The 23661-nt window shown below is 70.0% G+C and carries 22 protein-coding genes; 15 read left to right on the top strand and 7 right to left on the bottom strand.

Annotation, left to right across the window (positions count from 1 at the left end; genetic code table 11):
- The first annotated feature begins 26 nt into the window (after nt 1-26).
- From MKK75_RS04180 to MKK75_RS04165, 4 genes are all read left to right on the top strand, one after another.
- Nucleotides 27-1394: a glutamate--cysteine ligase gene (locus MKK75_RS04180; RefSeq protein WP_244041371.1), complete on the top strand. Its 1368-nt coding sequence runs from the start codon at nt 27-29 to the stop codon at nt 1392-1394.
- A gap of 98 nt (nt 1395-1492) precedes the next feature.
- The gene (locus tag MKK75_RS04175) at nt 1493-1801 is read left to right on the top strand and encodes a hypothetical protein (RefSeq protein WP_244041370.1); all 309 of its coding nucleotides are present in this window, start codon (nt 1493-1495) and stop codon (nt 1799-1801) included.
- A gap of 52 nt (nt 1802-1853) precedes the next feature.
- A complete protein-coding gene (locus MKK75_RS04170; protein ID WP_244041369.1) occupies nt 1854-2114 on the top strand; it encodes a sulfurtransferase TusA family protein in 261 nt (86 codons plus the stop codon).
- A 38-nt stretch (nt 2115-2152) separates the two neighbouring features.
- Nucleotides 2153-2716 (top strand): NUDIX domain-containing protein, encoded by a 564-nt coding sequence (locus MKK75_RS04165; RefSeq protein WP_244041368.1) that lies wholly within the window; start codon nt 2153-2155, stop codon nt 2714-2716.
- Nucleotides 2717-3207: 491 nt separating this feature from the next.
- On the opposite strand, the gene MKK75_RS04160 is transcribed toward MKK75_RS04165, so the two are convergent.
- From MKK75_RS04160 to secG, 4 genes are all read right to left on the bottom strand, one after another.
- Nucleotides 3208-4776, bottom strand: coding sequence for a S10 family peptidase (locus tag MKK75_RS04160; protein WP_244041465.1), 1569 nt, complete (start codon nt 4774-4776; stop codon nt 3208-3210).
- Nucleotides 4777-4778: 2 nt separating this feature from the next.
- Nucleotides 4779-5231, bottom strand: a complete 453-nt coding sequence (locus MKK75_RS04155) for a DNA polymerase III subunit chi (protein ID WP_244041367.1) — start codon at nt 5229-5231, stop codon at nt 4779-4781.
- Nucleotides 5232-5289: 58 nt separating this feature from the next.
- A complete protein-coding gene (locus MKK75_RS04150; RefSeq protein ID WP_244041366.1) occupies nt 5290-6918 on the bottom strand; it encodes a CTP synthase in 1629 nt (542 codons plus the stop codon).
- Nucleotides 6919-7061: 143 nt separating this feature from the next.
- A complete protein-coding gene (gene secG, locus MKK75_RS04145) occupies nt 7062-7487 on the bottom strand; it encodes a preprotein translocase subunit SecG (RefSeq protein WP_244041365.1) in 426 nt (141 codons plus the stop codon).
- A gap of 262 nt (nt 7488-7749) precedes the next feature.
- On the opposite strand from secG, the gene MKK75_RS04140 reads away from it, so the two are divergent.
- Entirely contained in the window at nt 7750-8202 is a 453-nt protein-coding gene (locus MKK75_RS04140; protein WP_244041364.1) for a nuclear transport factor 2 family protein, read from the top strand.
- Between the two features lie 11 nt (nt 8203-8213).
- Here MKK75_RS04140 and ppk2 read toward each other — a convergent pair whose 3' ends face one another.
- Nucleotides 8214-9125: a polyphosphate kinase 2 gene (ppk2, locus tag MKK75_RS04135; protein WP_244041363.1), complete on the bottom strand. Its 912-nt coding sequence runs from the start codon at nt 9123-9125 to the stop codon at nt 8214-8216.
- 157 nt (nt 9126-9282) lie between these two features.
- A complete protein-coding gene (tpiA, locus tag MKK75_RS04130) occupies nt 9283-10044 on the bottom strand; it encodes a triose-phosphate isomerase (RefSeq protein ID WP_244041362.1) in 762 nt (253 codons plus the stop codon).
- Between the two features lie 183 nt (nt 10045-10227).
- Between tpiA and MKK75_RS04125 the strand changes: the two genes are divergently transcribed.
- From MKK75_RS04125 to glp, 7 genes are all read left to right on the top strand, one after another.
- Nucleotides 10228-12129: a peptidyl-prolyl cis-trans isomerase gene (locus MKK75_RS04125; RefSeq protein WP_244041361.1), complete on the top strand. Its 1902-nt coding sequence runs from the start codon at nt 10228-10230 to the stop codon at nt 12127-12129.
- A 4-nt stretch (nt 12130-12133) separates the two neighbouring features.
- The gene (gene trpE, locus MKK75_RS04120) at nt 12134-13651 is read left to right on the top strand and encodes an anthranilate synthase component I (RefSeq protein WP_244041360.1); all 1518 of its coding nucleotides are present in this window, start codon (nt 12134-12136) and stop codon (nt 13649-13651) included.
- Between the two features lie 266 nt (nt 13652-13917).
- A complete protein-coding gene (locus MKK75_RS04115; RefSeq protein WP_244041464.1) occupies nt 13918-14532 on the top strand; it encodes an anthranilate synthase component II in 615 nt (204 codons plus the stop codon).
- Between the two features lie 36 nt (nt 14533-14568).
- Entirely contained in the window at nt 14569-15606 is a 1038-nt protein-coding gene (gene trpD / locus MKK75_RS04110; protein ID WP_244041359.1) for an anthranilate phosphoribosyltransferase, read from the top strand.
- Nucleotides 15603-16475 (top strand): indole-3-glycerol phosphate synthase TrpC, encoded by an 873-nt coding sequence (gene trpC, locus MKK75_RS04105; protein ID WP_244041358.1) that lies wholly within the window; start codon nt 15603-15605, stop codon nt 16473-16475. The genes trpD and trpC overlap by 4 nt, the downstream gene beginning before the upstream one ends.
- Before the next feature lie 3 nt (nt 16476-16478).
- The gene (moaC, locus tag MKK75_RS04100) at nt 16479-16970 is read left to right on the top strand and encodes a cyclic pyranopterin monophosphate synthase MoaC (protein WP_244041357.1); all 492 of its coding nucleotides are present in this window, start codon (nt 16479-16481) and stop codon (nt 16968-16970) included.
- Nucleotides 16967-18196, top strand: coding sequence for a gephyrin-like molybdotransferase Glp (gene glp, locus MKK75_RS04095; RefSeq protein ID WP_244041356.1), 1230 nt, complete (start codon nt 16967-16969; stop codon nt 18194-18196). The genes moaC and glp overlap by 4 nt, the downstream gene beginning before the upstream one ends.
- Here glp and MKK75_RS04090 read toward each other — a convergent pair.
- Nucleotides 18168-19988, bottom strand: coding sequence for a hypothetical protein (locus tag MKK75_RS04090; protein WP_244041355.1), 1821 nt, complete (start codon nt 19986-19988; stop codon nt 18168-18170). The genes glp and MKK75_RS04090 overlap by 29 nt on opposite strands.
- A 271-nt stretch (nt 19989-20259) precedes the next feature.
- On the opposite strand from MKK75_RS04090, the gene MKK75_RS04085 reads away from it, so the two are divergent.
- The 3 genes from MKK75_RS04085 to MKK75_RS04075 all read left to right on the top strand — a co-directional run bounded on the left by MKK75_RS04085 (nt 20260) and on the right by MKK75_RS04075 (nt 23641).
- Complete coding sequence (locus MKK75_RS04085; protein ID WP_244041354.1) at nt 20260-21762, top strand: NAD(P)/FAD-dependent oxidoreductase; 1503 nt, start codon at nt 20260-20262, stop codon at nt 21760-21762.
- A 112-nt stretch (nt 21763-21874) separates the two neighbouring features.
- Nucleotides 21875-23143: a PQQ-dependent sugar dehydrogenase gene (locus tag MKK75_RS04080; RefSeq protein ID WP_244041353.1), complete on the top strand. Its 1269-nt coding sequence runs from the start codon at nt 21875-21877 to the stop codon at nt 23141-23143.
- Nucleotides 23144-23323: 180 nt separating this feature from the next.
- Nucleotides 23324-23641: a c-type cytochrome gene (locus tag MKK75_RS04075; RefSeq protein WP_244041352.1), complete on the top strand. Its 318-nt coding sequence runs from the start codon at nt 23324-23326 to the stop codon at nt 23639-23641.
- Nucleotides 23642-23661 lie beyond the last annotated feature (20 nt).

The following is a 23661-nucleotide window of genomic DNA, read 5'->3' as shown; positions in this document are numbered from 1 at the left end:
AGGTCAGACGCACGGACGGGTAGCGCATGGCGCGCGACAGCAACGACAGCACGCCGCTCACCACGCGTGCCGAACTGATCGAATGGTTCGCGGCCGGCGAGAAGCCGCGCGCGCGGTTCGCCATCGGGACCGAGCACGAGAAGATTCCGTTCTACCGGGACAGCCGGGATCCGGTCCCCTACGACGGGGATCGGGGCATCAAGGCCCTGCTGGAGGGGCTCGCCCGGGAGACGGGCTGGGAGCCGATCCTCGACCTGGGCAACATCATCGGCCTGGCGGCGGAGGAAGGCGGGGCGATCTCGATCGAGCCCGGCGGCCAGTTCGAGCTGTCCGGTGCGGCGCTCCCGGACGTCCACGCCACCGCGGCGGAACTCGCGACCCATTTGGCGGCCACGAAGCGGGTGGCCGACCCCCTCGGCATCGGCTTTCTGACGCTCGGCATGAGTCCGAAATGGCGCCGGGACGAGACACCGGTGATGCCCAAGAGCCGCTACCGGATCATGGCGTCCTACATGCCGAAGGTCGGGTCCCTCGGCCTCGACATGATGCTGCGCACCGCCACCGTGCAGGTCAACCTCGACTTCGCCTCCGAGGCCGACATGGTGCGCAAGATGCGCGCTTCTCTCGCGCTGCAACCGGTGGCGACCGCGCTGTTCGCCAATTCCCCCTTCACCGACGGCCGGCCGAACGGCTTCCTGTCGCGCCGCTCCGAGATCTGGCGCGATACCGACGCGGACCGCACCGGCATGCTGCCCTTCGCGTTCGAGTCCGGCTTCGGCTACGAGGCTTATGCCGACTGGCTGCTCGACATGCCGATGTATTTCGTCAAGCGCGGCGACATCTACCACGACGTGTCGGGCGCCTCGTTCCGCGATCTGATGGCCGGGAAGCTGCCGCAGCTTCCGGGCGAGTACGCCACGGTGGCGGACTGGGCCAACCACGCCTCCACCGCCTTCCCCGAGGTGCGGCTCAAGCGCTTCCTGGAGATGCGCGGGGCGGATGTCGGCGATCCCGGTATGATCGCCGCGCAGGCGGCCTTCTGGGCCGGGCTGCTCTACGACGAATCGGCCCTCGACGCCGCACTCGACCTAGTGAAGGGCTGGAATGCGGCGAACCGCGAGGCCGCCCGCGCCACCGCGCCCCGGCTCGGACTCGCCACGCCGGTGGCCAACACGACGCTCGGCGCAGTCGCCGCCGAGGCCCTGGCCATCGCCCGGTCCGGCCTGCGGGCCCGGGGTCGCCGCGACGCGCAGGGGCGTGACGAGACGCTGTTCCTCCAACCGCTCGAAGCGATCGTGGCGGCCGGCCGGACGCGGGCCGACGATCTGCTTGCCGATTATGAGGGCCGCTGGGGCGCCTGCATGCGCGCTGCCTTCTCGGAATGCGTCTTCTGAACGGCCGCTGATGGCATGAACATGCCCGCGCGAATCTTCGGCCAAGCATGCTATTGGAACGTTCCGAAGCACCCGCGTCGCGTGCCGGAGAATGTGCCATGTTCCGTTTCACCGTCACCGCCCTGGCCGGGGCAGCCCTGCTCGCCGCCGGCACCGGCGCCGGCCTCGCTGCGGACCCGGCCCAGTTCCGTCCGCGCCCCGATCTCGGACGGCGCGTGCCCGGACCGACCCGGCCGCCGCTCTACAGCTATTACGGCGAGTACCAGTACCCGGTGCCGTTCGGTTACGGTTACGCGTTCGCACCAACCCGCTCGCACGGGTTCGAGTACGGTTACTACGGGCCGCGCTATTCCTGGTCCGATCCGGATTGGTATTTCGGCCCGGCCTTCAGCTACCCCGAATGGTGAGCGGCCGCTGGCCGGCCGGCGTTGCCCCACGTAAGTGGATCCCGGAAGGGGAATGCGCCGCGTGGATGATACGGACGTCGTCGTTCTCGATCTCAGCGGCTTGAAATGCCCGTTGCCCGTGCTGCGGACCCGCAAGGCGCTGCGCCGGCTCGCCGCGGGCCGGTCCCTGGCGGTCACCTGCACCGACCCGCTGGCGATGATCGACATCCCGAACCTCGTGCGCGAGGAGGGCGCGGTGCTCGACGCGGCGGAACGGGACGGCGATCGCCTGCGCTTCCGCATCGCGCGTTCCGCGAAGCCGCCGCATTCCTGAACGATCCGTCACGATCTCGGGAGTGGGATGGGATCGGCATGGCACCACGGATCGGGGGCGTGCGCCTCGTGCACGACGGCTGGGCACGCTTCCTCGTGGCCGAAATCATCCAGGAGGACGGGACGCGTATCACACGAGAGATCGAGGATCACGGCCGGGCGGTCGCGGTCCTGCCCTACGATCCGGACCGGCGAGTCGCCACGCTGGTCTCGCAGTTCCGGGCGCCGGTGCTCTATTCCGATGGTCCGGCGACCCACATGGAGGTGCCGGCCGGTCTCCTCGACGAGGGAGCGGCCGAGGACGAGGCCCGGCGCGAGGCCATGGAGGAGACGGGCCTGCGCTTGCGCCAGCTCGACTTCGTGGCCGGCGCTTGGTCGATGCCGGGGATTTCCACCGAGCGAATGGACCTGTTCCTGGCCGCCTACGGGGCCGCCGACCGCACCGGTGCCGGCGGTGGCTTGGCCGCGGAGGGCGAGGCCTTGACGGTCCACGAGCTTCCGCTGCGGGAACTGGCCGCCATGGGCCGTGACGGGAGGCTCAACGACATGAAGTCGCTGGTGCTCCTGTACGCGTTGCAGTTGCGGCGGCCGGATCTGTTCTGATGCTTCGTCCCGGGCCGGGGAGCGCGGTTGGCGAACAGGCGTCGGCGTCGCCGTTTCGCTCCGTCCCGTTCGAGAGTGAGACGGTTTCTGTTCGTTCCGGGTCGTATCCGGCGGCGGCGCAGGGATCGGCGCGGTCCCCGGGGGACCGGTGTCGACGCGCTGGCCTGTGGCCGCTGACGACTTATCGATGCGCTCGGCGGTCTCGCGTAGCCGGACCAAGGGCCCGGAGCGTCGTGCCTGCCCTCGCGATGGTGGCTAACGTCCCGATCGTCGTGAGCGCCGTCGTTCGGACAATCGCCAACGCGGGACCGACCCCGGAACGCCTGGCTACTTGCTGACGGGAGGCCGCACCGACCGCGGCCGCCGCGCGGACATGCCGATCCTGGCCGGAGGGGCGGTCCCTGCCACGTGTCTCGTCGGGTGCGCAGTGACTCGGCCCAACGGCCCCGCGTGCGCTTTCGCCGTACGACGCGGCTCGGACCGTGATCGCGTCAGGGGATGTCCTTCGTGCGCCCGGATGCAGCCCCTCCGTCGCGTTCCGTCAGCGCATCCGCGTAGAGCCGCGCCACGTCCCTGTGAAACGCCGCCCGCGAATCGGGCCGGGTGTAGAACATGTGCCCACCCGGATAGACTGCCAGATTCAGGCGGCCGGCGGCATAGGCCGGGACCTGCGCCAGCAGGAGTTTCGAGGCGAAATAGGGGGTCACGAGGTCCGTGAAGCCGTGCGCCACGAGGACGCGCAGGTGTCCGTCGAGTGCGAGCGTCCCCTTGAGGTTGGAGAGCACCTCCGGCGCTTGCCGGCCCGAGCCCCAGCTCCAGCCGTGATTCACGGCGTTGTTCAGGAGTTCGTAGCGCAGGTTCGGTACGGGCCACTTCAGCCTTCGCGCATAGAGGTCGAGCATCGCGCTGGTCAGCGGCGCCTGCAAGGCCGTGAGCTGAGGGTCGTCGAAAGTCGATTGCGCCGCGTCCGGGTTCGGGTCCCAGCCGGTGATCCCGGTGTCGTAGGCGCTCGTCACACGGCCTTCCGCGCGGTCGATCTCACGCTGGACGCTGCGGGTCGACAATCGCGCCGCCTGAGCCCGCACGAGCGCTGCATCGAGCCCGACCAGGGGCGCGATCGTCTCGGTCATCCGCGCCACCGCGGCAGCATCGGCCGGACCCTTGAGGAGATCGGTCAGGTAGGCGCCGGAGGCGTAGGCTTCGGCTTGGCCGAGGAGCGCCGGCGTCGGCACGGTGCCCTTCCGCTCCAGCGCTCCAGCCGCGAGGGAGGGGAGCTTCAGCACGTAGCCCCAGGGATTGGCCCGGGGAGTCTCCAGCCACCCGAAGTCGAGCACCGGCGAGAGCAGCACCATCCCGGAGAGGCCGACGCCGATTTCCTCCTGCAGCTTCTCGGCGATCAGCGGCCCGCGGAAGCCGCCATAGCTCTCGCCGACGTAGAATTTCGGCGCTGCCATGCGATCGTTGACCCGAAGATAGCGGGCGATGGCGGCCGACAGCGTCGCGGCATCGGAATCGACCGACCAGTAGGCCTTGCCGTTGCCGTCCGCCGCGCGGCTGTAGCCGGTCCCGACCGGATCGATGAACACGAGATCGGTGAAGTCGAGCCACGTGCCGTCGTTGGGGGTGAGCGCCACAGCTTGTGACGGGCTGATGCTGTCGCCGCCCGTGGACAGCCGCCAGGGGCCGATCGCCCCGATGTTCAGATAGGCCGATGCCGCGCCGGGCCCGCCGTTCACCGCGAATGTGACGGGACGCGAGCGGCCACCCTCGGGGGCCATCGTGTAGGCGACGTAGGCGATCTCGGCCTGGAGCTTGCCGGATTCATCGACCAGCGGCAGGCTTCCGGCCGTGGCGGTGAAGGCGAGGCTCCGGCCGTCAGGCAGCGTCACGCTGTGCTGCGTTACCGAGTCGGGCGGCAGGCGGCGCCCCTCCGGGCCGCGGGGCGCCTGCTTGGCCTCCGGCGGGGGAGGGCCGTGCGGCCCGTCCTGGGCACGAAGCGGCAGGGGCGCGCCCAGTGCCAGGACGAGGCCGAGCGCAGCAAGATGTCTGCCGAGGGTCACGATCACGCCTTCTTGCTCCAACGGCCCGAATCGTCCTGCTGCCAGTAGGCCACCGTATGACCCGCCTCCTTGGCCTGCTTCCACTGCTCGCGGGCGCGCAGCAGAGCCTCCTGATCGGTCCCGTCGAACAGGATGCAGATCCGCTCGTAGCTCCCGGCATCGGGCGGCAGGTCGGCGCCCTCCACGAGGAAGCGGATGGAGGCCGCGTTGGGATTCACGTCCCGCAGGGTCAGCACCACCGGCTGGCTCGCGGCGTCGGGCTCGCGATCGGTTCCGTGGGGCAGGAAGCTTTCGTCGGAGTAGGTCCAGAGATGGTCGTCGAGCGCCTGCTGGCGCTCCTCGGTGGCGGCCTGGATCGCAGCCTGCCAGCCGCGATCCAGCGAGCGCTCGACGAGGTTCGGCAGCACCTTCTCCAGGGGCTGTCGCTGCATGTGATAGAACAGGATCTCGGTCACGGCGGCAGGAATATAGGGTCGCGCGCCCTAACGCGAGGAGCGGCGCGCCGCCGCGGCTTCAAACCAGCCGGCTTTGCTCGATCGCCGCGCCGACGAAACCCTTGAACAGCGGGTGCGGCTCGAAGGGACGCGACTTCAGCTCCGGGTGGAACTGCACGCCGATGAACCACGGATGCCCGACATGCTCCACGGTCTCGGGCAGGAGCCCGTCCGGCGACACGCCGGAGAAGCGCAGACCCTTTTGTTCCAGGCGCTCGCGATAGGCCATGTTGACCTCGTAGCGGTGGCGGTGGCGCTCGGAGATCTGCGCGGTGCCGTAGATCTGCGCGATCTTCGATTCAGGATCGAGCTTCGCCTCGTAGGCGCCCAGCCGCATGGTGCCGCCGAGATCGCCCGCCGCGGCGCGCCGTTCCAGCTCGTTGCCGCGCAGCCACTCGGTCAGCAGGCCGACCACGGGTTCAGCCGTGTCGCCGAACTCGGTCGAATTGGCCTCCGGCAGGCCGGCAAGCGACCGGGCCGCCTCGATCACCGCCATCTGCATGCCGAAGCAGATGCCGAAATAGGGGATGCGCTTCTCACGGGCGTAGCGCGCCGCGCGGATCTTGCCCTCGGCACCCCGCTGGCCGAACCCGCCCGGCACGAGGATACCATTCAGCCCCTCCAGGAACGGGGCCGGATCCTCGCGCTCGAACACCTCGGACTCGATCCATTCGAGGTTGACCTTCACCCGGTGGCTGATGCCGCCATGGGTCAGGGCCTCGGTCAGCGACTTGTAGGCGTCCTTGAGCCCCGTGTACTTGCCCACGATGGCAATCGACACCTCGCCCTCGGGATTGCGCACCCGTTCGGCGATGGTGCGCCAGCGGGTGAGGTCCGGCTCGCCGCCGTGCTCCAAACCGAAATGGCCGAGCACCTCCCGGTCGAGACCGGCATTCCGGTACGAGAGCGGCACTTCGTAGATCGAGGCGACGTCCCGGGCCTCGATCACCGCGGTCTCGCGGACGTTGCAGAACAGGGCCAGCTTGCGCCGCTCATCCGCCGGGATGTCCCGATCGCAGCGGCAGAGCAGGATGTCGGGCTGGATGCCGATGGAGCGCAGCTCCTTCACGGAGTGCTGCGTCGGCTTGGTCTTCAGCTCGCCGGCCGACGGGATGTAGGGCAGCAGCGTCAGGTGCACGTAGCAGCAGGTGCCCCGCGGCAGCGCCTGGCCGAGCTGCCGGATCGCCTCGAAGAACGGCAGCCCCTCGATGTCGCCCACCGTGCCGCCGATCTCGACCAGCACGAAGTCGAACGCATCGTTGCCGTCGAGAACGAACTCCTTGATGGCGTTGGTGACGTGGGGAATCACCTGGATGGTGGCGCCGAGATAGTCGCCACGCCGCTCCTTGGCGATGATGTCCTGGTAGATCCGGCCCGTGGTGATGTTGTCGGCGCGGGTCGCCGGCACCCCGGTGAAGCGCTCGTAATGGCCGAGATCGAGGTCGGTCTCGGCGCCGTCGTCGGTGACGAAGACCTCGCCGTGCTGGGTCGGGCTCATCGTGCCCGGATCGACGTTGAGATAGGGGTCGAGCTTGCGCATCCGGACCCGGTAGCCGCGGGCCTGAAGCACCGCCGCAAGGGCCGCCGAGGCCAGCCCCTTGCCCAGGGAGGAAACCACGCCGCCGGTGATGAAAACGTACCGCGTCATGGGCCTCGATCCATAAAGAAGGTGCCGGCGTTTGCCAAACGCCGATTACGCCGGCCCGTGCGAAGGCTGGGGATCGCTGGATGCATGGACGGGTCGGCCGGGGCCGGTCCGTCCGGGCTCGCGTGAGTCGCGGGTTCGTGCCGTCAGCGCGACTGCGGTGCGTCCGGCACCGCCGGCTGGGCGGGAGCCGAAGGCGCTGGCTGGGCCGGCGCCGTGGCGGGGGCCCGGTCCTGCTGCTGGCGCAGCGTGTCGAGCAGGTTGTCGGCCCCGGTCGGCTGCTTGGCGGGCTGGCCCGCGCTCTGCGGCGCGCCAGTGTCGAGGATCGACTTCGGCGCCTGCGAGCGGTGCGACAGGATGGCCAGCACCAAGCTGGTGGCGAAGAACAGGGCCGCCAGGATGGCGGTGGCGCGGGTCAGGGCATTGGCCTGGCCGCGGCCCGTCATGAAGCCGGCGACGCCGCCGCCGCCCCCGCCGCCGAGCCCGAGGCCGCCCTCGGACCGCTGCAGCAGCACGACGCCGATCAGCGCGAGCACGATGATGAGGTGGACGACGATCAGGACGGTCTGCATCGGTGTTCCGGAGGCATGGTCTGGTCCGCGCGTCGCTGCCCGAGGGCCGGCCGCGGGGACCGGAAGGCGGGCGCGCAGGCGGCCGGTGCTCGGGACAACAGCCGCGAAGGATCCCGGGCGCATACACCAATCGGGATCCGGCGCCAACTCGAGGATCGGCCGCCGGCTGTCGCCGGAGCCCCTCGCGCCGAGGTGCCGGCTGTGCTCTGTTCCACGCCGAGGACGGACCTCTGAATCCACCGTCCCGCCCGGGAAGGACGCCATGCCGATCTCACGCCGCGCAGCGCTCGCCGCTGCCCTCGTCACGTCCGCGCTGATGAAGCCGGCCCTCGCCGCCGAGCAGCAGCCCCACGACCAGAAGGCCGCAGTCGAAGCGCAGGTGGATGCACTGACGAAAGCCCTGCTCGCGGGCGACGGGACCGCCCTCGATGCGCTGACCCTCGCCGGGCTGAGCTACGGCCATTCAAGCGGCGTCGTGCAGGACAAGGCGGCCTTCATCGCGCCGCTCGCCAGCAAGCGTCAGACCTTCCCGAGCATCACCCTGTCGGACCGGTCGGTGTCGGTGGCGGGCGACGACGCGATCGCCCGCCACGTCTTCAGCGGCGAGGTGGTGACCGACGGCAAGTCCGCGCCGGTGCATATCGGCGTCATGCAGGTCTGGCACCGCGATGGGGATCGCTGGCGCCTCCTCGCGCGTCAGGCGTTCAAGATCTGAGGGGCTGACCGTCAGTAGCGCGACGGGACGTGCATCTCCGGCGGGATCGGCGCGCGGATGTAATCCGCGTTGCGGACCCGATCCGGCAACTGAACGGGCAGATGGTCGACCTCGTCGTAGGGGATCTGCTCCAGCAGGTGGCTGATGCAGTTCAACCGCGCGCGCTTCTTGTCCACCGCCTCGACCACCCACCAGGGGGCCTCGGGAATGTGCGTGCGTCCGAGCATGTCTTCCTTGGCGTGGGTGTAATCCTCCCAGCGCCGACGGGATTCGACGTCCATCGGGGAGAGCTTCCACTGCTTCAGCGGATCGGTGATGCGCATGTTGAAGCGCAGGGCCTGCTCCTCGTCGGTGATCGAGAACCAGTACTTCAGGAGGACGATGCCGGAGCGGACCAGCATCCGCTCGAACTCGGGCACGGAGCGGAAGAACTCCTCCACGTCCGACTCGGTGCAGAAGCCCATGACGCGCTCTACGCCCGCGCGGTTGTACCAGGACCGGTCGAACAGCACGATCTCGCCGCCGGCCGGCAGATGCGCGATGTAGCGCTGGAAATACCATTGCGTGCGCTCGCGCTCGTTCGGCGCGGGCAGCGCCGCCACCCGGCAGACGCGGGGGTTGAGGCGTTGGGTGATCCGCTTGATCACGCCGCCCTTGCCGGCGGAGTCGCGCCCCTCGAACAGCACGACCACGCGCAGTTTCTTGTGCTGCACCCAGTCCTGAAGCCGCACCAGCTCGTGCTGGAGGCGCAGCAATTCCCGGAAGTACAATCTGCGGTCGAGACCGGACCCCGCGCCGCCGTCGAGATCATCCAGCCGATCCTCTTCGAACCCGAGTTCGATCTCCTCGTCGTAGCTGTCGAGGATCTCGCGGCGGATCGTCTCCAAGAGATTGGGGTCGGCGGGGGAAGGAACGTCCGTCATGATCCGAATCCCGGTGATGGAACACCGCGATCGTTAAACAGGATCGTGTGACAGGCCCGAGAAACTTGCCCGGGACGCTTGCTCAGGACGTTTGCTCAGGACGTTTGCGCTTGCCCTGGTCCCTCGCCCCGGTCCCTCGCCACCCGCGCCAGCGGCCTCACGCGTAGGCGGCGCAGATCCCGAGGAAATCCTCGGCCACGAGGCTGGCGCCGCCGACCAGCGCGCCGTCGACGTTATCCACCGACAGGAGTTCGCGGGCGTTGCCCGGCTTGACCGAGCCGCCGTAGAGGATGCGGATCTTCTGCGCCTCGTCGCCCACCAGCTTGTCGAGCATCTCGCGCAGCGAGGCGTGGACCTCGGCGATGTCGCGCGGCGTCGGCGTCCGGCCGGAGCCGATCGCCCAGACCGGCTCGTAGGCGATCACCGTGTCGGCCGCGGTGGCGCCCTTCGGCAGGCCGATGGCGAGCTGGGCACGGACGATATCCAGGGCGCGGCCCTGCTCGCGCTCCTCGATGGTCTCGCCCACGCAGATGATGCCGCACAGGCCGGCCCGCCGGGCGCCGAGCGCCTTCGCGTGAACGCCGTCGTCGGTCTCGTGGTGGTAGGCCCGCCGCTCGGAATGGCCCACGATCACGTAGCGGGCGCCGAGATCGGCCAGCATCTCGGCCGAGATCGAGCCCGTGAAGGCGCCGTTCGGCCGGGCGTGCAGGTTCTGGCCGCCGATGGCCACGGGCGAACCGGCGGTCGCCGCGACACAGGCGCTGATCAGCGTCGCGGGCGGGCAGATCAGCACGTCGATGCCGCCGGCCAGCTCCGGCGAGAGACCGTCGCGGATCGCCTCGACCACCTGGATCGACGCCCGCGTGCCGTTCATCTTCCAGTTGCCGGCGACCAGCGGTCTGCGCCCCGACTGCGTCATTCCCGTCCTGCCTCGCCATGCCGTTTGCAAGTTGTCGCGGCCTACCAGAGCGAGCTTGGGCGTGCAAACGATGCGGACAGCCGAGCCTTTGCCTGTGGACGCGAATGGTCTATCGCGGTCGGCTTTCAGGACAAGCGCCGTCCCGGCGACGGGGCGCCCGCCGAAGGTATCCGATCGCAGATCATGCTTCAGGGCATCCGCAACGCCAGCCAGCACTGGCTCGGCAAGATCGTCTTGACGATCATCTTCGCCCTGCTGATCGCGGGCGTGGGCATCTTCGGCGTCGAGGAGTTCTTCCGCGGCGGTACCAGCAATCAGGTGGCCACGGTCGGCAGCACACCGATCACCACCGAGCAGGTGCGCCAAGCCTACCAGAACCAGATCCAGCGCTATCAGGCGCAGCTGAAGCGCGCGCTCACCCCCGATCAGGCCCGGATGCTCGGCCTCGACCGGCAGGTGATGGCCCAGCTGATCACCGAGGCCGCCCTCGACCAGAAGACCCACGACCTCGGCCTCGCGGTGCCGGATTCCGCGGTGATCCGGGCGATCCACGACGAAAAGAGCTTTCAGAACGCGCAGGGCCAGTTCGAGCCGCAGCTCTTCTACCAGACCCTCCAGCGGGCCGGCCTGAACGAGGGCATGTTCGTGCGCGAGCAGCGCTCGGTGATCGCCCGCCTGCAGCTCGCCGAGGCCGTCTCGTCCGATCTGCACGTGCCGGCGGCGTTGCGCGAGGCGGTCCACCGCTACGCCACCGAGCGCCGCGCGGCCGCCTATCTGATGCTGACCCCCTCGACAGCCGGCCAGATCCCGGATCCGACCGACGACGAGTTGAAGACCTGGTACGATGCGAACAAGTCGGGCTTCCGCGCGCCGGAGTTCCGCGCCGCCAACCTCCTGGTGGTCGATCCGGCCTCGATGGCCAAGCCCGCTTCCATCAGCGATGCCGACGCCCGCGCCGCCTACACCCTGAACAAGGACCGCTACGGTGCGCCGGAGAAGCGCACGATCCAGCAGATCGTCTTCCCCGACAACGCCGCCGCCGAAGCGGCCCGCAAGGCGATCGAGGACGGCTCCAAGACCTTCGAAGCCGTCGCGACCGAACGGGGCACAGACGACAAGGATCTGACCCTCGGGACGCTCAGCAAGGCCGAGCTGTTCGACACCGCGGTGGCCGATGCCGCCTTCGCGCTGCCGGAGGGCGGGGTGAGCCAGCCGGTCCAGGGCCGCTTCGGCACGGTGCTGTTGCGCGTCACGAAGATCGAGCCCGGGACCGTGAAGCCGTTCGAGCAGGTCGAAGGCGAGATCCGCAAGGGCCTTGCGCTCGCCCGCGCCCGGGACGCCATGGAGACGACGCGCGACGCGATCGAGGACCAGCGTGCGAGTGCCAAGCCGCTCACCGACATCGCGGCCGAGCGGGGCCTCAAGCTCGTCACCGTCAAGGCCGTGGATCCGAACGGCAAGGATCCGGAGGGCAACAAGGTCGCCGACATCCCGGATGCCGAGACCACGCTGCCGGCCCTGTTCCGCGCCGAGATCGGCGGCGACAACGAGCCCCTGCGGACCAAGACCGGCGGCTACGTCTGGTACGACGTGACCAACATCGATCCGGCGCACGACAAGCCGCTCGATCAGGTGAAGGACGACGTGAAGGCCGGCTGGACCGCCACCGAGATCGCCAAGCGCCTCCAGGCCAAAGGGCGCGAACTGGTTGAGAAGCTCAACAAGGGCGAGTCGATGGAGGACGTCGCCAAAGAGGTGGGCGTCAACCTGCAGGAGGCGCAGGACCTGTCGCGCAACCAGGCCAAGGACATGCTGACGACGGACGACGTGAACCTGATCTTCGCGACGCCGGTCGGCAAGTCCGGCACCGCGGCAGCCGGTGATTCCCGGGCGGTGTTCAAGGTCACGGCCGCAACCATGCCGGCTTTCGTGGCGGACAGCCCGAGCGACCGGACGATCGCGCAGAACTTCCAGGCCGCGCTCGCCGACGACGTGCTGTCCGAGTACATCACCGAGGTCCAGAAGAATGCCGGTGTGAAGGTCGATCCGGCGGCCCTGCGCCGGGCCATCGGCGGCGAGTATTGAGGCGATGGCCGAGGCTCCCGATTACGCGGCCTTCGCCGGGCGGTACGAGGCCGGTCGGCCGAGCGTCGTCGCGCTGAGCCTCGTGGCCGATCTGGAAACGCCGGTGGCGGCGTTCCTCAAGCTGCGTGCGCGGCATGCGGGGCCTGCCTTCCTGCTCGAATCGGTCGAGGGCGGCGCCGTGCGCGGGCGCTACTCGATGATCGGCCTCGATCCGGATCTGGTCTGGCGTTGCCGGGACGGCGCGCCGGCCATCGCCCGCGGGGCCGACCTGACCCGGTTCGAGCCGGACGACCGGGCGCCGCTCGCGAGCCTGCGCGCCCTGATCGCCGAGAGCGCCATCGGGGACGAGGGCCGGGACCTGCCGCCCATGGCGGCCGGCCTGTTCGGCTATCTCGGCTACGACATGGTCCGCGCCATGGAGCGGCTGCCGGAGCCGAACCCGGATCCGCTCGGCGTGCCGGACGCGATCCTGGTCCGGCCGCGCGTGATGGTGGTGTTCGACTCCATCTGGGACATCATCACCGTGGTCACGCCGGTGCGGCCCGCCACCGGTATCACCGCCCGGTCGGCCTACGAGGCGGCGCTCCAACGCCTCGACCGGGTGGCGGAGGCCCTCGAAGGGCCACTGCCGATCGAGGCGCGGGAGGATCTCTCGGCCGTCGCCCATCCCGAGCCGGTCTCCAACACGACGCCGGACGATTTCTTCGGGATGGTTGCGCGGGCCAAGGCATACATCGCCGCGGGCGACGTGTTTCAGGTGGTGCTGTCGCAACGCTTCTCGGCGCCGTTCACCCTGCCGGCCTTCAGCCTGTACCGCTCGCTCCGGCGCACCAACCCGGCGCCGTTCCTCTGCTATCTCGACTTCGAAGCCTTCCAGATCGTCTGCTCCTCGCCGGAGATCCTGGTGCGGGTGCGCGAGGGCATCGTCACGGTGCGGCCGATCGCCGGCACCCGCCGCCGCGGCGCGACACCGGCCGAGGACGCGGCGCTCGCCGAGGAACTGCTGGCCGATCCGAAGGAGCGGGCCGAGCACCTGATGCTGCTCGATCTCGGCCGCAACGATGCCGGGCGTGTCTCGCGGATCGGCAGCGTGCGGGTGACGGATTCGTTCTTCATCGAGCGCTACAGCCAAGTGATGCACATCGTGTCGAACGTCGAGGGCGACCTCGATCCGCGCCACGACCCGCTCGACGCCCTCGCGGCGGGTTTCCCGGCCGGTACGGTCTCGGGCGCTCCGAAGGTGCGGGCGATGGAGATCATCGACGAATTGGAGCGCGAGAAACGCGGGCCCTATGCCGGCTGCATCGGCTATTTCGGCGCGCGGGGCGAGATGGATACCTGCATCGTACTCCGCACCGCCGTGGTGAAGGACGGGCGGATGCACGTCCAGGCTGGGGCGGGCATCGTGTACGATTCGGATCCAGCGTCCGAGCAGCAGGAATGCGTCAACAAGGCGAAGGCGCTGTTCCGGGCCGCGGAGGAGGCGGTGCGGTTTGCGGCGCAGGCGAAGCGCGGGCAGTAGGGGCGGTGGCTGTCGAGCCGCTACGCGGCGCGTCCTGCGCCGGTTCCCGGATCAGGTTCCGCCGGCGCTCCACCTGTCCGGGAAAGGGGCGGTGCCGAGTACGGTGCAACCTTTTCCCGGGCGCATGCAGCGGAAGCGGGATGCGACCCGGGACCTAGCACGAGAATCGCCGTGCGGCGGCTCCAAACAGAAACCAAGCACCCGGCACGGTTGACCACCTCGCCCCGAGCGGTCACATCGCCCCCATGCCCGAGCGTACCGCCGCGATGCCCAACGTCCTCGTCATCGACAACTACGATTCCTTCACGTGGAATCTCGTCCACCTGATCGGCCCGCTCTGCGGCGCGATCGACGTGGTGCGCAATGACGCGCTCACGGTTGAGGACATCCGCGCCAGGGCCCCGGACGCCATCGTGCTCTCGCCCGGCCCCTGCACGCCGAACGAGGCGGGCATCTGCCTCGACGTGGTGCGGGATCTCTCGCCAGAAATCCCGATCTTCGGCGTCTGCCTCGGCCTTCAGGCGATCGGGCAGGCTTTCGGCGGCGACGTGGTGCGGGCGCCCCTGCCGCTGCACGGCAAGGTCTCGACCATCCGGCACGGGGCGAGCGGCCTGTTCCGCGGCCTGAACGACAGCTTCGAGGCGACGCGCTACCATTCCCTGGTGGTCGATCGCGCGCGCTGCCCGCAAGCACTCAAGGTGACCGCCGAGGCGGACGGCCTGATCATGGGCCTCGAGCATGTCGAGCGCCCGCTCCACGGCGTGCAATTCCATCCGGAGAGCATCCGCTCGCAGCACGGCACCGAGATCGTGAAGAATTTTCTGGATCTCGCCGCCGCCTGGAACGCGGCGCGTGACAGGACCCGCGCCGACGTGCATTGACCCGAAGGAGGCCGGGCCGGCCCTTCGACAGAGCGCATGGACAGTTTCAGACCCCATCTCGCGAAGGTCGCCGGGGGCCTCGCCCTCGACCGCGCCGAGGCGCGCGCAGCCTTCGACGACCTGCTGTCGGGCGCCGTGACGCCGGTGCAGGCCGGCGCCTTCCTCGCCGCCCTCAAGGTCCGTGGCGAGACCATCGAGGAGATCGTCGGCGCTACGGAGGCCATGCGGGCGCGCATGACCCGGGTCGTGGCTCCGGAGGGCGCCATCGACGTGGTCGGCACCGGCGGCGACCATTCCGGAAGCGTGAATGTCTCGACGCTGGCCGCGATCCTGGTGGCCGCCTGTGGCGTGCCGGTCGCCAAGCACGGCAACCGTGCCGCCACCTCGCGCTCCGGCGCCGCCGACGTGCTGGCCGCCTTGGGCGTGGAGCTCGGGCTCGACCCCGTGGGGCAGGCGCGCTGCCTGGCGGAGGCCGGCCTCTGCTTCCTGTTCGCGCAGACCCACCATCCGGCGATGCGGCACGTCGCGCCGGTGCGCTCGGAGCTGCCCGTACGGACGATCTTCAACCTGCTGGGGCCCTTGAGCAACCCGGCCGGCGTCGCCTACCAGCTCTTCGGCGTTGCCCAGGAGGCTTTGGCCGAGCCGCTGACCCGGGTGCTGGCGGAACTCGGCAGCCGCCGGGTCTGGACCGTCCACGGCTCCGACGGGCTCGACGAGATCACCGTCACCGGGCCGACCCGGGTGGTCGCCTTGGAGGCGGGGCGGATCGCGCGCTTCACCATCGATCCCCGGGATCTCGGTCTGACGCTGCGCGCGCCCGAGGAGCTGCGCGGCGGCGATCCCGCCGACAACGCCCGGGCGGTCGAGGCGGTGCTCGCCGGCGAACGCAACGCCTACCGGGACATCGCGGCGCTCAACGCCGGCGCTGCACTCGTCGTCGCGGGCGCTGCGCCGACCCTGGCGGACGGGCTCGCACGGGCGCAGGATGCGTTGGATTCCGGGGCGGCCCGGGCGACGCTCGCCCGCCTTGTCCGGGCTTCGAACGACCACTCCAACGGGCAGGGGGGCCGATGAGCGCCGTGACGCAAGAGCCGACCCATGCGACCGGCGTCGATGCGCCCCCCGAGCGGCCGAACGTGCTCGCCAGGATCGAGGCCTACAAGCGCCGCGAGATCGCCGAGGCGAAGCTGCGGGTGCCGCTGGCCAAGCTCGAGCGCAAGGTCGCGCAGGCCGACCCGGTGCGCGGCTTCGCGGCGGCGATCCGGGCGCACCGCGCCGAGGGCCGGCCGGCCCTCATCGCCGAGGTCAAGAAGGCCTCGCCCTCTAAGGGCCTGATCCGGGCCGATTTCGACCCCGCTACCCTGGCCGCCGCCTACGAGGCCGGCGGCGCCACCTGCCTCTCGGTGCTGACCGACGAGCCCTCGTTCCAGGGGCGGCCGGACTATCTGACCGAGGCGCGCGCCGCCTGCGGCCTGCCGGTGCTGCGCAAGGATTTCATGTTCGAGCCCTATCAGGTCTACGAGGCCCGGGCCTGGGGCGCCGACTGCATCCTCGTCATCATGGCCAGCCTCGATGACGACGAGGCGGTCGCGTTGGTCGAGACCGCGCATCTCCTCGGGATGGATGTCCTCACGGAAGTGCACGACGAGGCTGAGCTCGCCCGGGCGATCCCGCTCGGCACGGCGATGATCGGCATCAACAACCGCAATCTCAAGACCTTCGAGGTCTCGTTCGAGACGGCGATCCGCCTCGGCGCCGACATCCCGGCGGACCGGATCGCGGTGGCCGAGAGCGGCATCGGCGACCACGCCGACGTGGCCCGGCTCGGGGAGCACGGCCTCGGCGTGGTTCTGGTCGGCGAGAGCCTGATGCGGCAGGCCGATGTGGCTGCGGCGACCCGCGCGCTGCTGTTCGGCGACGGCAAGGTCAAGAAGAAGGCTTGAGCGATGGAGCCCGGCGCGACGCTCACGCATCTCGACACCAGCGGCGCGGCCAACATGGTCGACGTCACCGACAAGCCCGCAACCGACCGGACCGCCCGGGCCGAGGGCGTCATCGTGATGGAACCGAACACCCTGACCTTGATCCGCGAGGGCGACGCCAAGAAGGGCGACGTGATCGGCACCGCACGGCTCGCCGGCATCATGGCGGCCAAGCGCACCCACGAGCTGATCCCCCTCTGCCACCCGCTGCTGCTCTCGAAGGTCCGGGTCGAGATCGAGCCCGACGACGCGCTGCCGGGCCTACGCATCGCCGCGGAGGTGCGGGTGCAGGGGCCGACCGGCGTCGAGATGGAGGCGCTGACCGCCGTCTCGGTGGCCTGTCTCACGGTCTACGACATGGTGAAGGCGGTCGACCGCGGCATGCGGATCGAGGGCATCCGGCTTACTGCCAAGGATGGCGGCCGCTCCGGCGCCTACCGGGCGCCCGCGTCATGAGCGGCCTGATCCCGGTCGCCGAGGCGCTGGCGCGGATCCTGGCGAGCGTGCCTGGCCCCGTCGCCGCCGAGACCGTGCCGCTGGCCCAGGCCGCCGGGCGCACGCTCGCAGCCGTCGTCACCGCCACCCGCACGCAGCCGCCGTTCCCGGCCTCCGCCATGGATGGCTACGCGGTGCGCGGCGCCGAGGCGGCAATCACGGGGGCGAGCCTGCGCGTGATCGGGACCAGCGCGGCCGGCCACGGATTCTCCGGTGGAATCGGCCCCGGCGAGGCGGTGCGGATCTTTACCGGGGCGCCGGTGCCGGACGGCGCCGACGCGATCCTGATCCAGGAGGACGCGCAGGCCGAAGGCGAGACCGTCCGGGTGGTCGAGCCGGTGGAGCCCAAAAGGTTCATCCGCCGCGCCGGTCTCGACTTCACGGCCGGCGAGACGCTGCTCACCGCGGGCCTGACCCTGGACGCCCGGCGCCTCGCGCTGGCGGCGGCCGCTGGCCACCCAAGCCTGCCGGTCCGGCGCCGACCCCGGTTGGCGATCCTGGCGACCGGGGACGAATTGGTCGAGCCCGGCGCGACGCCGGCCTGGGATCAGATCGTTGCCTCGAACAGCCTCGCCCTCGGGGCGCTCGCCAGCGAGGCGGGGGCGGAGATCATCGATCTTGGCATCGCATCGGACGACCATGCCGCCCTGGAAGACGCCTTCCGGCGCGCCCGCGCGGCCAGGGCCGATCTCCTGATCACGCTGGGGGGCGCCTCGGTCGGCGACCACGATCTGGTTCAGGCGGCGCTGGCCCGACAAGGGCTGGAGCTCGGCTTCTGGCGGGTCGCGCTCCGGCCCGGCAAGCCGCTGATGCACGGCCGCCTCGGCGACATGCTCGTGATCGGGCTGCCGGGAAACCCGGTCTCCTCGATCGTCTGCGGGCTGCTGTTCGTGGTGCCGGCGATCCGCGCGCTCCAGGGGGATCCCCAGGCTGGAGCCGACCGCAGCGAGCTGGCGACGCTCGGCCGCAATCTCGATGCCAATGACGGGCGGGCCGACTACATGCGCGCGCGTCTTGCCGTCGAGCCCGGCCAGCTTCCGGTAGCCACTCCGGAGCAGCGCCAGGATTCCTCGATGTTGGCGGTCCTGGGTCAGGCCGAGGCGCTGCTGGTCCGCGCGCCGCACGCGCCCGCCGCCCGCGCCGGCGATCCCTGCCGGATCATCCGGCTCGACCGGCGGCTGCTCTGACCGGCTCGGGAACGACCCGCCACACCTTGAGGGGACCGGGCAGGTCCAGAGGTACGAGCCGATCGGACCGCACCGCGCCCTCGGCCAGCCGCGTGGCAAAGGCCGGCTCGGGCTGAAGATTCTCGGCCGGCCGGGCCGGGCAAGCGACGAGGTATCGGACGCCGAACTGCGTCAGTACCCGCTCCAGATCCGCTCGCGTGCCGCCCAGCCCTTCGAGCGCGGCTGCGAGACCGGGGATCGCCCGGTGATAGGGCGCCGCTACGATCCCGTGCGGGGTGTGCAGCAGGATCGCGGGCCCCATGAGGATCGGCGCCAGCACGGTGCCGGCCGGCAGGGCAGCGAGCGGCGCCAGCGCCTCCTGGCTGCGGCAGGCGATCGCCCCGGCGGGGTCCGGCGCCGTCCGGGCCGTGGGCGCCAGCGTCCCCGCGACGACGGCGGGCACCATCCAGAGCGTGCTCACGAGGCAGGCGCCCAGAAGCGCGATGCCCCAGCGGGGCAGCCCAGCCAAGCGCCCGGCGTCGCCCCGGAGCGCTCGGTCGAGGACGGCGCCCGCGACCAGCGGCACGAATCCCGACGCGATGTACAGCCCGCGGAACTGGAACAGGCCGAGGAGCAGGCCGGGCCACAGGAACAGGGCTATGACCGCCCAGGCACGCCGCTGCGGCCCGCACCAGGCCATCCCGGACGCGGCGGCGGTGGCGAGCCCGACCACCGGATAGAATACCAGGGCTTCCCATTGCCCCCGGACGATGAGTCTCGGGAGCGAGGCCATCTCGTTCACCGTCAGCAGCCAGTGGTCCCGCACCAGGGGCGGCATGTCGGGGAAAGGCCCGCCGAGGCAGATCGGGAAGGCGAGGGCGAAGCCGGCGAGCAGGATCGCTCCGGAAAGGCCGGCCAAGGCGAGGCGCGCCCGGATGGAGGCGAGACGCTCCCCGGCCGCGGCGGCGCAGACAGCGAGGAGCAGGCCACCGAGGGCGAGCCACAGCCAGGGCGGCGAGAGCGCGTCGCAGCGTGGCGCGGTCCAGAGCCCGGGCGCCGTCTGTCCGGCGAACAGCAGAGGCGCGGCGAGCCCGAGGCCCAGGCCGAAGCCGAGCAGGAGCGGTAGGGCGCAGCGCCCGCGCAGGCACCAATCCCCGACGAGGAACAGAGCCGCCACCGCGATGGACGGCAGACCCTCCAGCCCGATCGCGAGCGATAGAGCTGCCAGCGCGCCACCGATCAGGCCGCTCCGCAGGCCGCCGCGGATCATGCAGAAGGCCAGCCCGACCATCGCGATGATCTGGAGGTTGTGATGATCGACGCGCCCTGCCGCGAACTGGATGGTCACGCCGAAGGTCTGCGTCGCCGCGATCAGGGCGAGCACCGCCGCGCGGCTGCCGAATTGATTGCGGACTCCGCGATAGACCACGCTGCCGTACAGCCCGAACAGCAGGAGTGGCCACAGAGCGGCCGCCACGCCCTCCGCGAGGGCTGGGCCGGTGAGCGGCGTCAGGGCCAGGATCAGGCCGGCGATCGGGGCATCCACCCAGCGCGACCAGTGGCTCGGCACGCCGCCGGGCGCGAGAAAGCGATGCTGAACGGTGTCGTACCAACCTTGGCCGGCGAGAAGATCGCGCACCTCCACGAGGCGCATGGCGTCGTCGGTATCCGGGACGCGCAGGTGGTGGATTGTGGCCCACAGGTCGGCCGGGGGCACCATCGTGGCGAGGCTTACGAATGCGGTCGCCCACAGAACGGTACGGGGTTCGATCTGGACGATCGGCCGAGCGGTCGGCTGTGCCGGAATGGGCATGGTGGGTCACCGAGACGGGCGGCCGGTGCCCTCGGCCGCGAGGTTGCGCCGCCAGGTTTAACGACCGGTCAAGATGAGGCGCGCGCAACGGCGCGAACGCCCTTGAACGACCTGGGCTTGCCGTCGAAGACGCGTTTCCCACCGCCAGGGATTGGAATTCGCTTGCCCGGTAAGCCTGTATCGCCAGCGATTCCTTAACCATGCCTTGCGCATCCTGCCGGCCTGTCGGCGCTGCGCGCGTCGTGCGACCATCGAATCGCCGGAGCACGGGATGAGCCACCACACCGAGACGCTGGTGATCGGCGCGGGGCCCGCCGGCCTCACCGCCGCCTACCTGCTGTCGAAGCGGGGCCGGTCCGTCACGGTTCTGGAGCGCGATCCGGCCCAGGTCGGCGGCATCTCCCGCACCGTCTCCCACAACGGCTACCTGTTCGATATCGGCGGCCACCGGTTCTTCTCGAAATCGAAGGCGGTGGTCGATCTCTGGGACGAGATCCTGCCCAACGACTTCATCGAGCGTCCGCGCCTGTCGCGGATCTACTACCGCGGCCGCTACTATGCGTATCCGCTCAAGGCCTTCGAGGCGCTGAAGAATCTCGGCCTGCTCACCAGCGCAGCCTGCATGGCCTCCTACCTCTACGCCCGCCTGCGGCCGGTGCGGGAGCCCAAAACGTTCCACGCCTGGGTCCGCAACCAGTTCGGCGAGCGCCTGTTCGCCATTTTCTTCAAGACCTACACCGAGAAGGTGTGGGGCATGTCGTGCGATGCGATCTCGGCCGATTGGGCGGCGCAGCGCATCAAGGGGCTCGACCTCGGCGCGGCGATCCGCGACGGGATCAATCGCTCGCTCGGGCTGCGCAAGCCGGCGAAGGCCGGTGGCCCGGTGATCAAGACGCTGATCGAGTCGTTCCGCTATCCGCGGCGCGGCCCCGGCATGATGTGGGAGGCGGCCGCCGCCAGGATTCGCGCGCAGGGTGGGAAGGTGCTCCTCGATCGCGGCGTCGACGCCCTGACCTACGATGCCGGCACCGGCATCTGGACCGTAGCGGCCCGCAGCGCCGATGGCACCCGCGAGACCTTCACGGCCCGCCACGTGATCTCGTCGGCCCCGGTGCGTGAGCTTGTCGACTCGATCCGGCCGCGGCCGCTCAGCACCTTCAACGCGCGGTCGCTGAAGTACCGCGACTTCCTCACCGTGGCCCTCATCGCGAAATCGCAGAAGGACTTCTTGGACAACTGGATCTACATCCACGACCCGTCCGTGAAGGTCGGGCGGGTGCAGAACTTCCGGTCGTGGTCGCCCGAGATGGTGCCGGACGCGGACCACACCTGCCTCGGCCTCGAATATTTCTGCTTCGAGGGCGACGGGCTCTGGAACGCCTCGGATGACGAACTCGTGGCGCTCGCCAAGCGCGAGATCGGGCAGATCGGCCTGATCGACCCGGACGAGGTGGTCGATGCCTGCGTGGTCCGGCAGGCCAAGGCCTATCCGGTCTACGACGAGGAGTATGCCGGCCACGTGGCCACGGTGCGCCGGGAGCTGGAGCGGGACTTCCCGAGCCTGCATCTCGTCGGCCGCAACGGCATGCACAAGTACAACAACCAAGACCACGCGATGATGACCGCGATGCTCACCGTGGAGAACATCCTCGCGAACCAGCGCCGGCACGATGTCTGGCGGGTCAACGAGGATGCCGAGTACACCGAGGCCGGCGTGTCGGGGGCCGAAGCTGCACTCGGCAGCGAGCGCCTCGTGCCGCGGAAGGTCGCCTGACCGGCAACAGGGTCTGGGCCGCGTCACCGCTGCGGCTTGTCCCTCGGATAGGCGCCTCTATCGTCCCCTCCGGACACGCCCCGTACCAGGGCGGCCGGGAGGAAGTATCACGATGCGATCATGGATCATCGCCGCCCTGTTGGCGGGCGTCGCCGGGCCGGCCCTGGCGCAGGGCGCCGCCCCCGCCGAGACCAAGGCCGAGGCCGACGACCTGCAGAAGCTCGAAGGCATGCACAGCACGAGCACGCAGGCCGCCCCCGAAATCCCGCAGACCGGCCGGCGCGCCGACGCGATCCGCAAGAACCTGTCGAAGATCAAGCTGCCGGACGGCTTCAAGATCGACCTCTACGCCGTCGTGCCGGATGCCCGCGCCATCGCGGTCGGCCCCAATGCCGGCGTGCTGTTCGTGGGCACGCGCAAGACCAAGGTCTACACGGTCACCGATCGCGACAAGGATCGGGTCGCCGACGAGGTGCGCGCCTTCGCGCCGGGCATCGAGTTCAAGATCCCGAACGGCGTCTGCTTCTCGAAGGACGGCGTGCTCACGGTGGTGGAGCAGAACCGGGTGCTGGCGTTCCCGGCCGCGGAGTTCTTCTACGAGAACCCGGATGTCGCCGCCGGCGTGCTGGTCAAGCAGGGCGACCTGATCCCGGCCTCCGAGGAGAGCTTCAACCACACAGCCCGGGTCTGCCGGGTCGGGCCGGACGGCAAGACCTACATCGCGCTGGGCCAGCCCTACAACGTGCCGCCCGCCGACAAGATGGATCTGTACCGCAAGGACGGGATCGGCGGCATCATCCGCATGGATGCGGACGGCAAGAACCGCGAGGTCTTCGCCACCGGCATCCGCAACTCGGTGGGGATGGATTTCAACACCGACAAGACGCTCTGGTTCACCGACAATCAGGTCGACGGCATGGGCGACGACAAGCCGCCGGGCGAGCTGAACCACGCCACCAAGCCGGGCGAGAATTTCGGCTTCCCGTGGTTCGGCGGCGGCGCGGTCCGCACGGTCGAGTACAAGGACCAGACGCCCCCGGCCGACGCGGTCGCGCCGATGGCCGAATTGCCGCCGCACGCGGCCGATCTTGGCATGACCTTCTACAACGGCAAGCAGTTCCCGGCCTCGTACAAGGGCGGGATCTTCATCGCCGAGCACGGCTCGTGGAACCGCACCCAGCCGATCGGCGCCCGGGTGATGTTCGCCAAGCTCGGGGCCGACGGGAAGATCGAATCGGTCAAGCCGTTCGCGGAGGGCTGGCTCACCGGTGACGGTGAGTATCTCGGCCGCCCGGTGGACGTGGCGGTGATGCTCGACGGCTCGCTGCTGGTCTCCGACGATTCCGCCGGGGCGATCTACCGGATCTCCTACGAGAAATAAGTGGGGCTCTTTCCTCCCCCTTGCGGGGAGGGAACGAGGGTGGGGGTGGTTCCGGATGAGGCGCTGTGGTGCCTTCTGCACCACCCCCACCTCCAACGCCTCCCCGCAAGCTTGAGCGATCCCGGGCAGGCCCGGGATCGCCAGGGGAGGAGAGTACCGTTGCGCAATTCGAGTTCGATAATGATCCGTCCGCTTCTTGTCCTGATCGCCACCCTTGTCCCGTTTGCGGCTCAGGCCGGCGATGCCGCCGTGGGCAAGAAGCGCGCGACCGCCTGCCAGACCTGCCACGGGATGGACGGGCTCTCGAAGCTGCCGGAGGCGCCGAACCTCGCCGGGCAGGTGGAGCCCTATCTGGTGAAGCAGCTCACCGACTACCGCGACGGCAAGCGGCAGAACGAGATCATGAACGTGGTCGCGAAGGAGCTGTCGGATTCCGATATTGCGAACCTGGCGGCGTATTACTCAGGCATCCAGGTCGACGTGCTGCCGCCGGGCTGACCCGCGCGTCTCCCTCCCCC

This window comes from Methylobacterium sp. J-030, assembly GCF_022829545.1.
Lineage (GTDB): Bacteria > Pseudomonadota > Alphaproteobacteria > Rhizobiales > Beijerinckiaceae > Methylobacterium.
This window is presented reverse-complemented; position numbering and strand designations above follow the sequence as displayed.

Excerpts from the sequence above, each read along its gene's own strand:
- MKK75_RS04180 (WP_244041371.1), top strand. The coding sequence starts at position 27 with ATGGCGCGCGACAGCAACGACAGCACGCCGCTCACCACGCGTGCCGAA.
- MKK75_RS04175 (WP_244041370.1), top strand. The coding sequence starts at position 1,493 with ATGTTCCGTTTCACCGTCACCGCCCTGGCCGGGGCAGCCCTGCTCGCC.
- MKK75_RS04170 (WP_244041369.1), top strand. The coding sequence starts at position 1,854 with ATGCGCCGCGTGGATGATACGGACGTCGTCGTTCTCGATCTCAGCGGC.
- MKK75_RS04165 (WP_244041368.1), top strand. The coding sequence starts at position 2,153 with ATGGCACCACGGATCGGGGGCGTGCGCCTCGTGCACGACGGCTGGGCA.
- MKK75_RS04150 (WP_244041366.1), bottom strand. The coding sequence starts at position 6,918 with ATGACGCGGTACGTTTTCATCACCGGCGGCGTGGTTTCCTCCCTGGGC.
- secG (WP_244041365.1), bottom strand. The coding sequence starts at position 7,487 with ATGCAGACCGTCCTGATCGTCGTCCACCTCATCATCGTGCTCGCGCTG.
- MKK75_RS04140 (WP_244041364.1), top strand. The coding sequence starts at position 7,750 with ATGCCGATCTCACGCCGCGCAGCGCTCGCCGCTGCCCTCGTCACGTCC.
- ppk2 (WP_244041363.1), bottom strand. The coding sequence starts at position 9,125 with ATGACGGACGTTCCTTCCCCCGCCGACCCCAATCTCTTGGAGACGATC.
- tpiA (WP_244041362.1), bottom strand. The coding sequence starts at position 10,044 with ATGACGCAGTCGGGGCGCAGACCGCTGGTCGCCGGCAACTGGAAGATG.
- MKK75_RS04125 (WP_244041361.1), top strand. The coding sequence starts at position 10,228 with ATGCTTCAGGGCATCCGCAACGCCAGCCAGCACTGGCTCGGCAAGATC.
- trpE (WP_244041360.1), top strand. The coding sequence starts at position 12,134 with ATGGCCGAGGCTCCCGATTACGCGGCCTTCGCCGGGCGGTACGAGGCC.
- MKK75_RS04115 (WP_244041464.1), top strand. The coding sequence starts at position 13,918 with ATGCCCAACGTCCTCGTCATCGACAACTACGATTCCTTCACGTGGAAT.
- trpD (WP_244041359.1), top strand. The coding sequence starts at position 14,569 with ATGGACAGTTTCAGACCCCATCTCGCGAAGGTCGCCGGGGGCCTCGCC.
- trpC (WP_244041358.1), top strand. The coding sequence starts at position 15,603 with ATGAGCGCCGTGACGCAAGAGCCGACCCATGCGACCGGCGTCGATGCG.
- moaC (WP_244041357.1), top strand. The coding sequence starts at position 16,479 with ATGGAGCCCGGCGCGACGCTCACGCATCTCGACACCAGCGGCGCGGCC.
- glp (WP_244041356.1), top strand. The coding sequence starts at position 16,967 with ATGAGCGGCCTGATCCCGGTCGCCGAGGCGCTGGCGCGGATCCTGGCG.
- MKK75_RS04090 (WP_244041355.1), bottom strand. The coding sequence starts at position 19,988 with ATGCCCATTCCGGCACAGCCGACCGCTCGGCCGATCGTCCAGATCGAA.
- MKK75_RS04085 (WP_244041354.1), top strand. The coding sequence starts at position 20,260 with ATGAGCCACCACACCGAGACGCTGGTGATCGGCGCGGGGCCCGCCGGC.
- MKK75_RS04080 (WP_244041353.1), top strand. The coding sequence starts at position 21,875 with ATGCGATCATGGATCATCGCCGCCCTGTTGGCGGGCGTCGCCGGGCCG.
- MKK75_RS04075 (WP_244041352.1), top strand. The coding sequence starts at position 23,324 with ATGATCCGTCCGCTTCTTGTCCTGATCGCCACCCTTGTCCCGTTTGCG.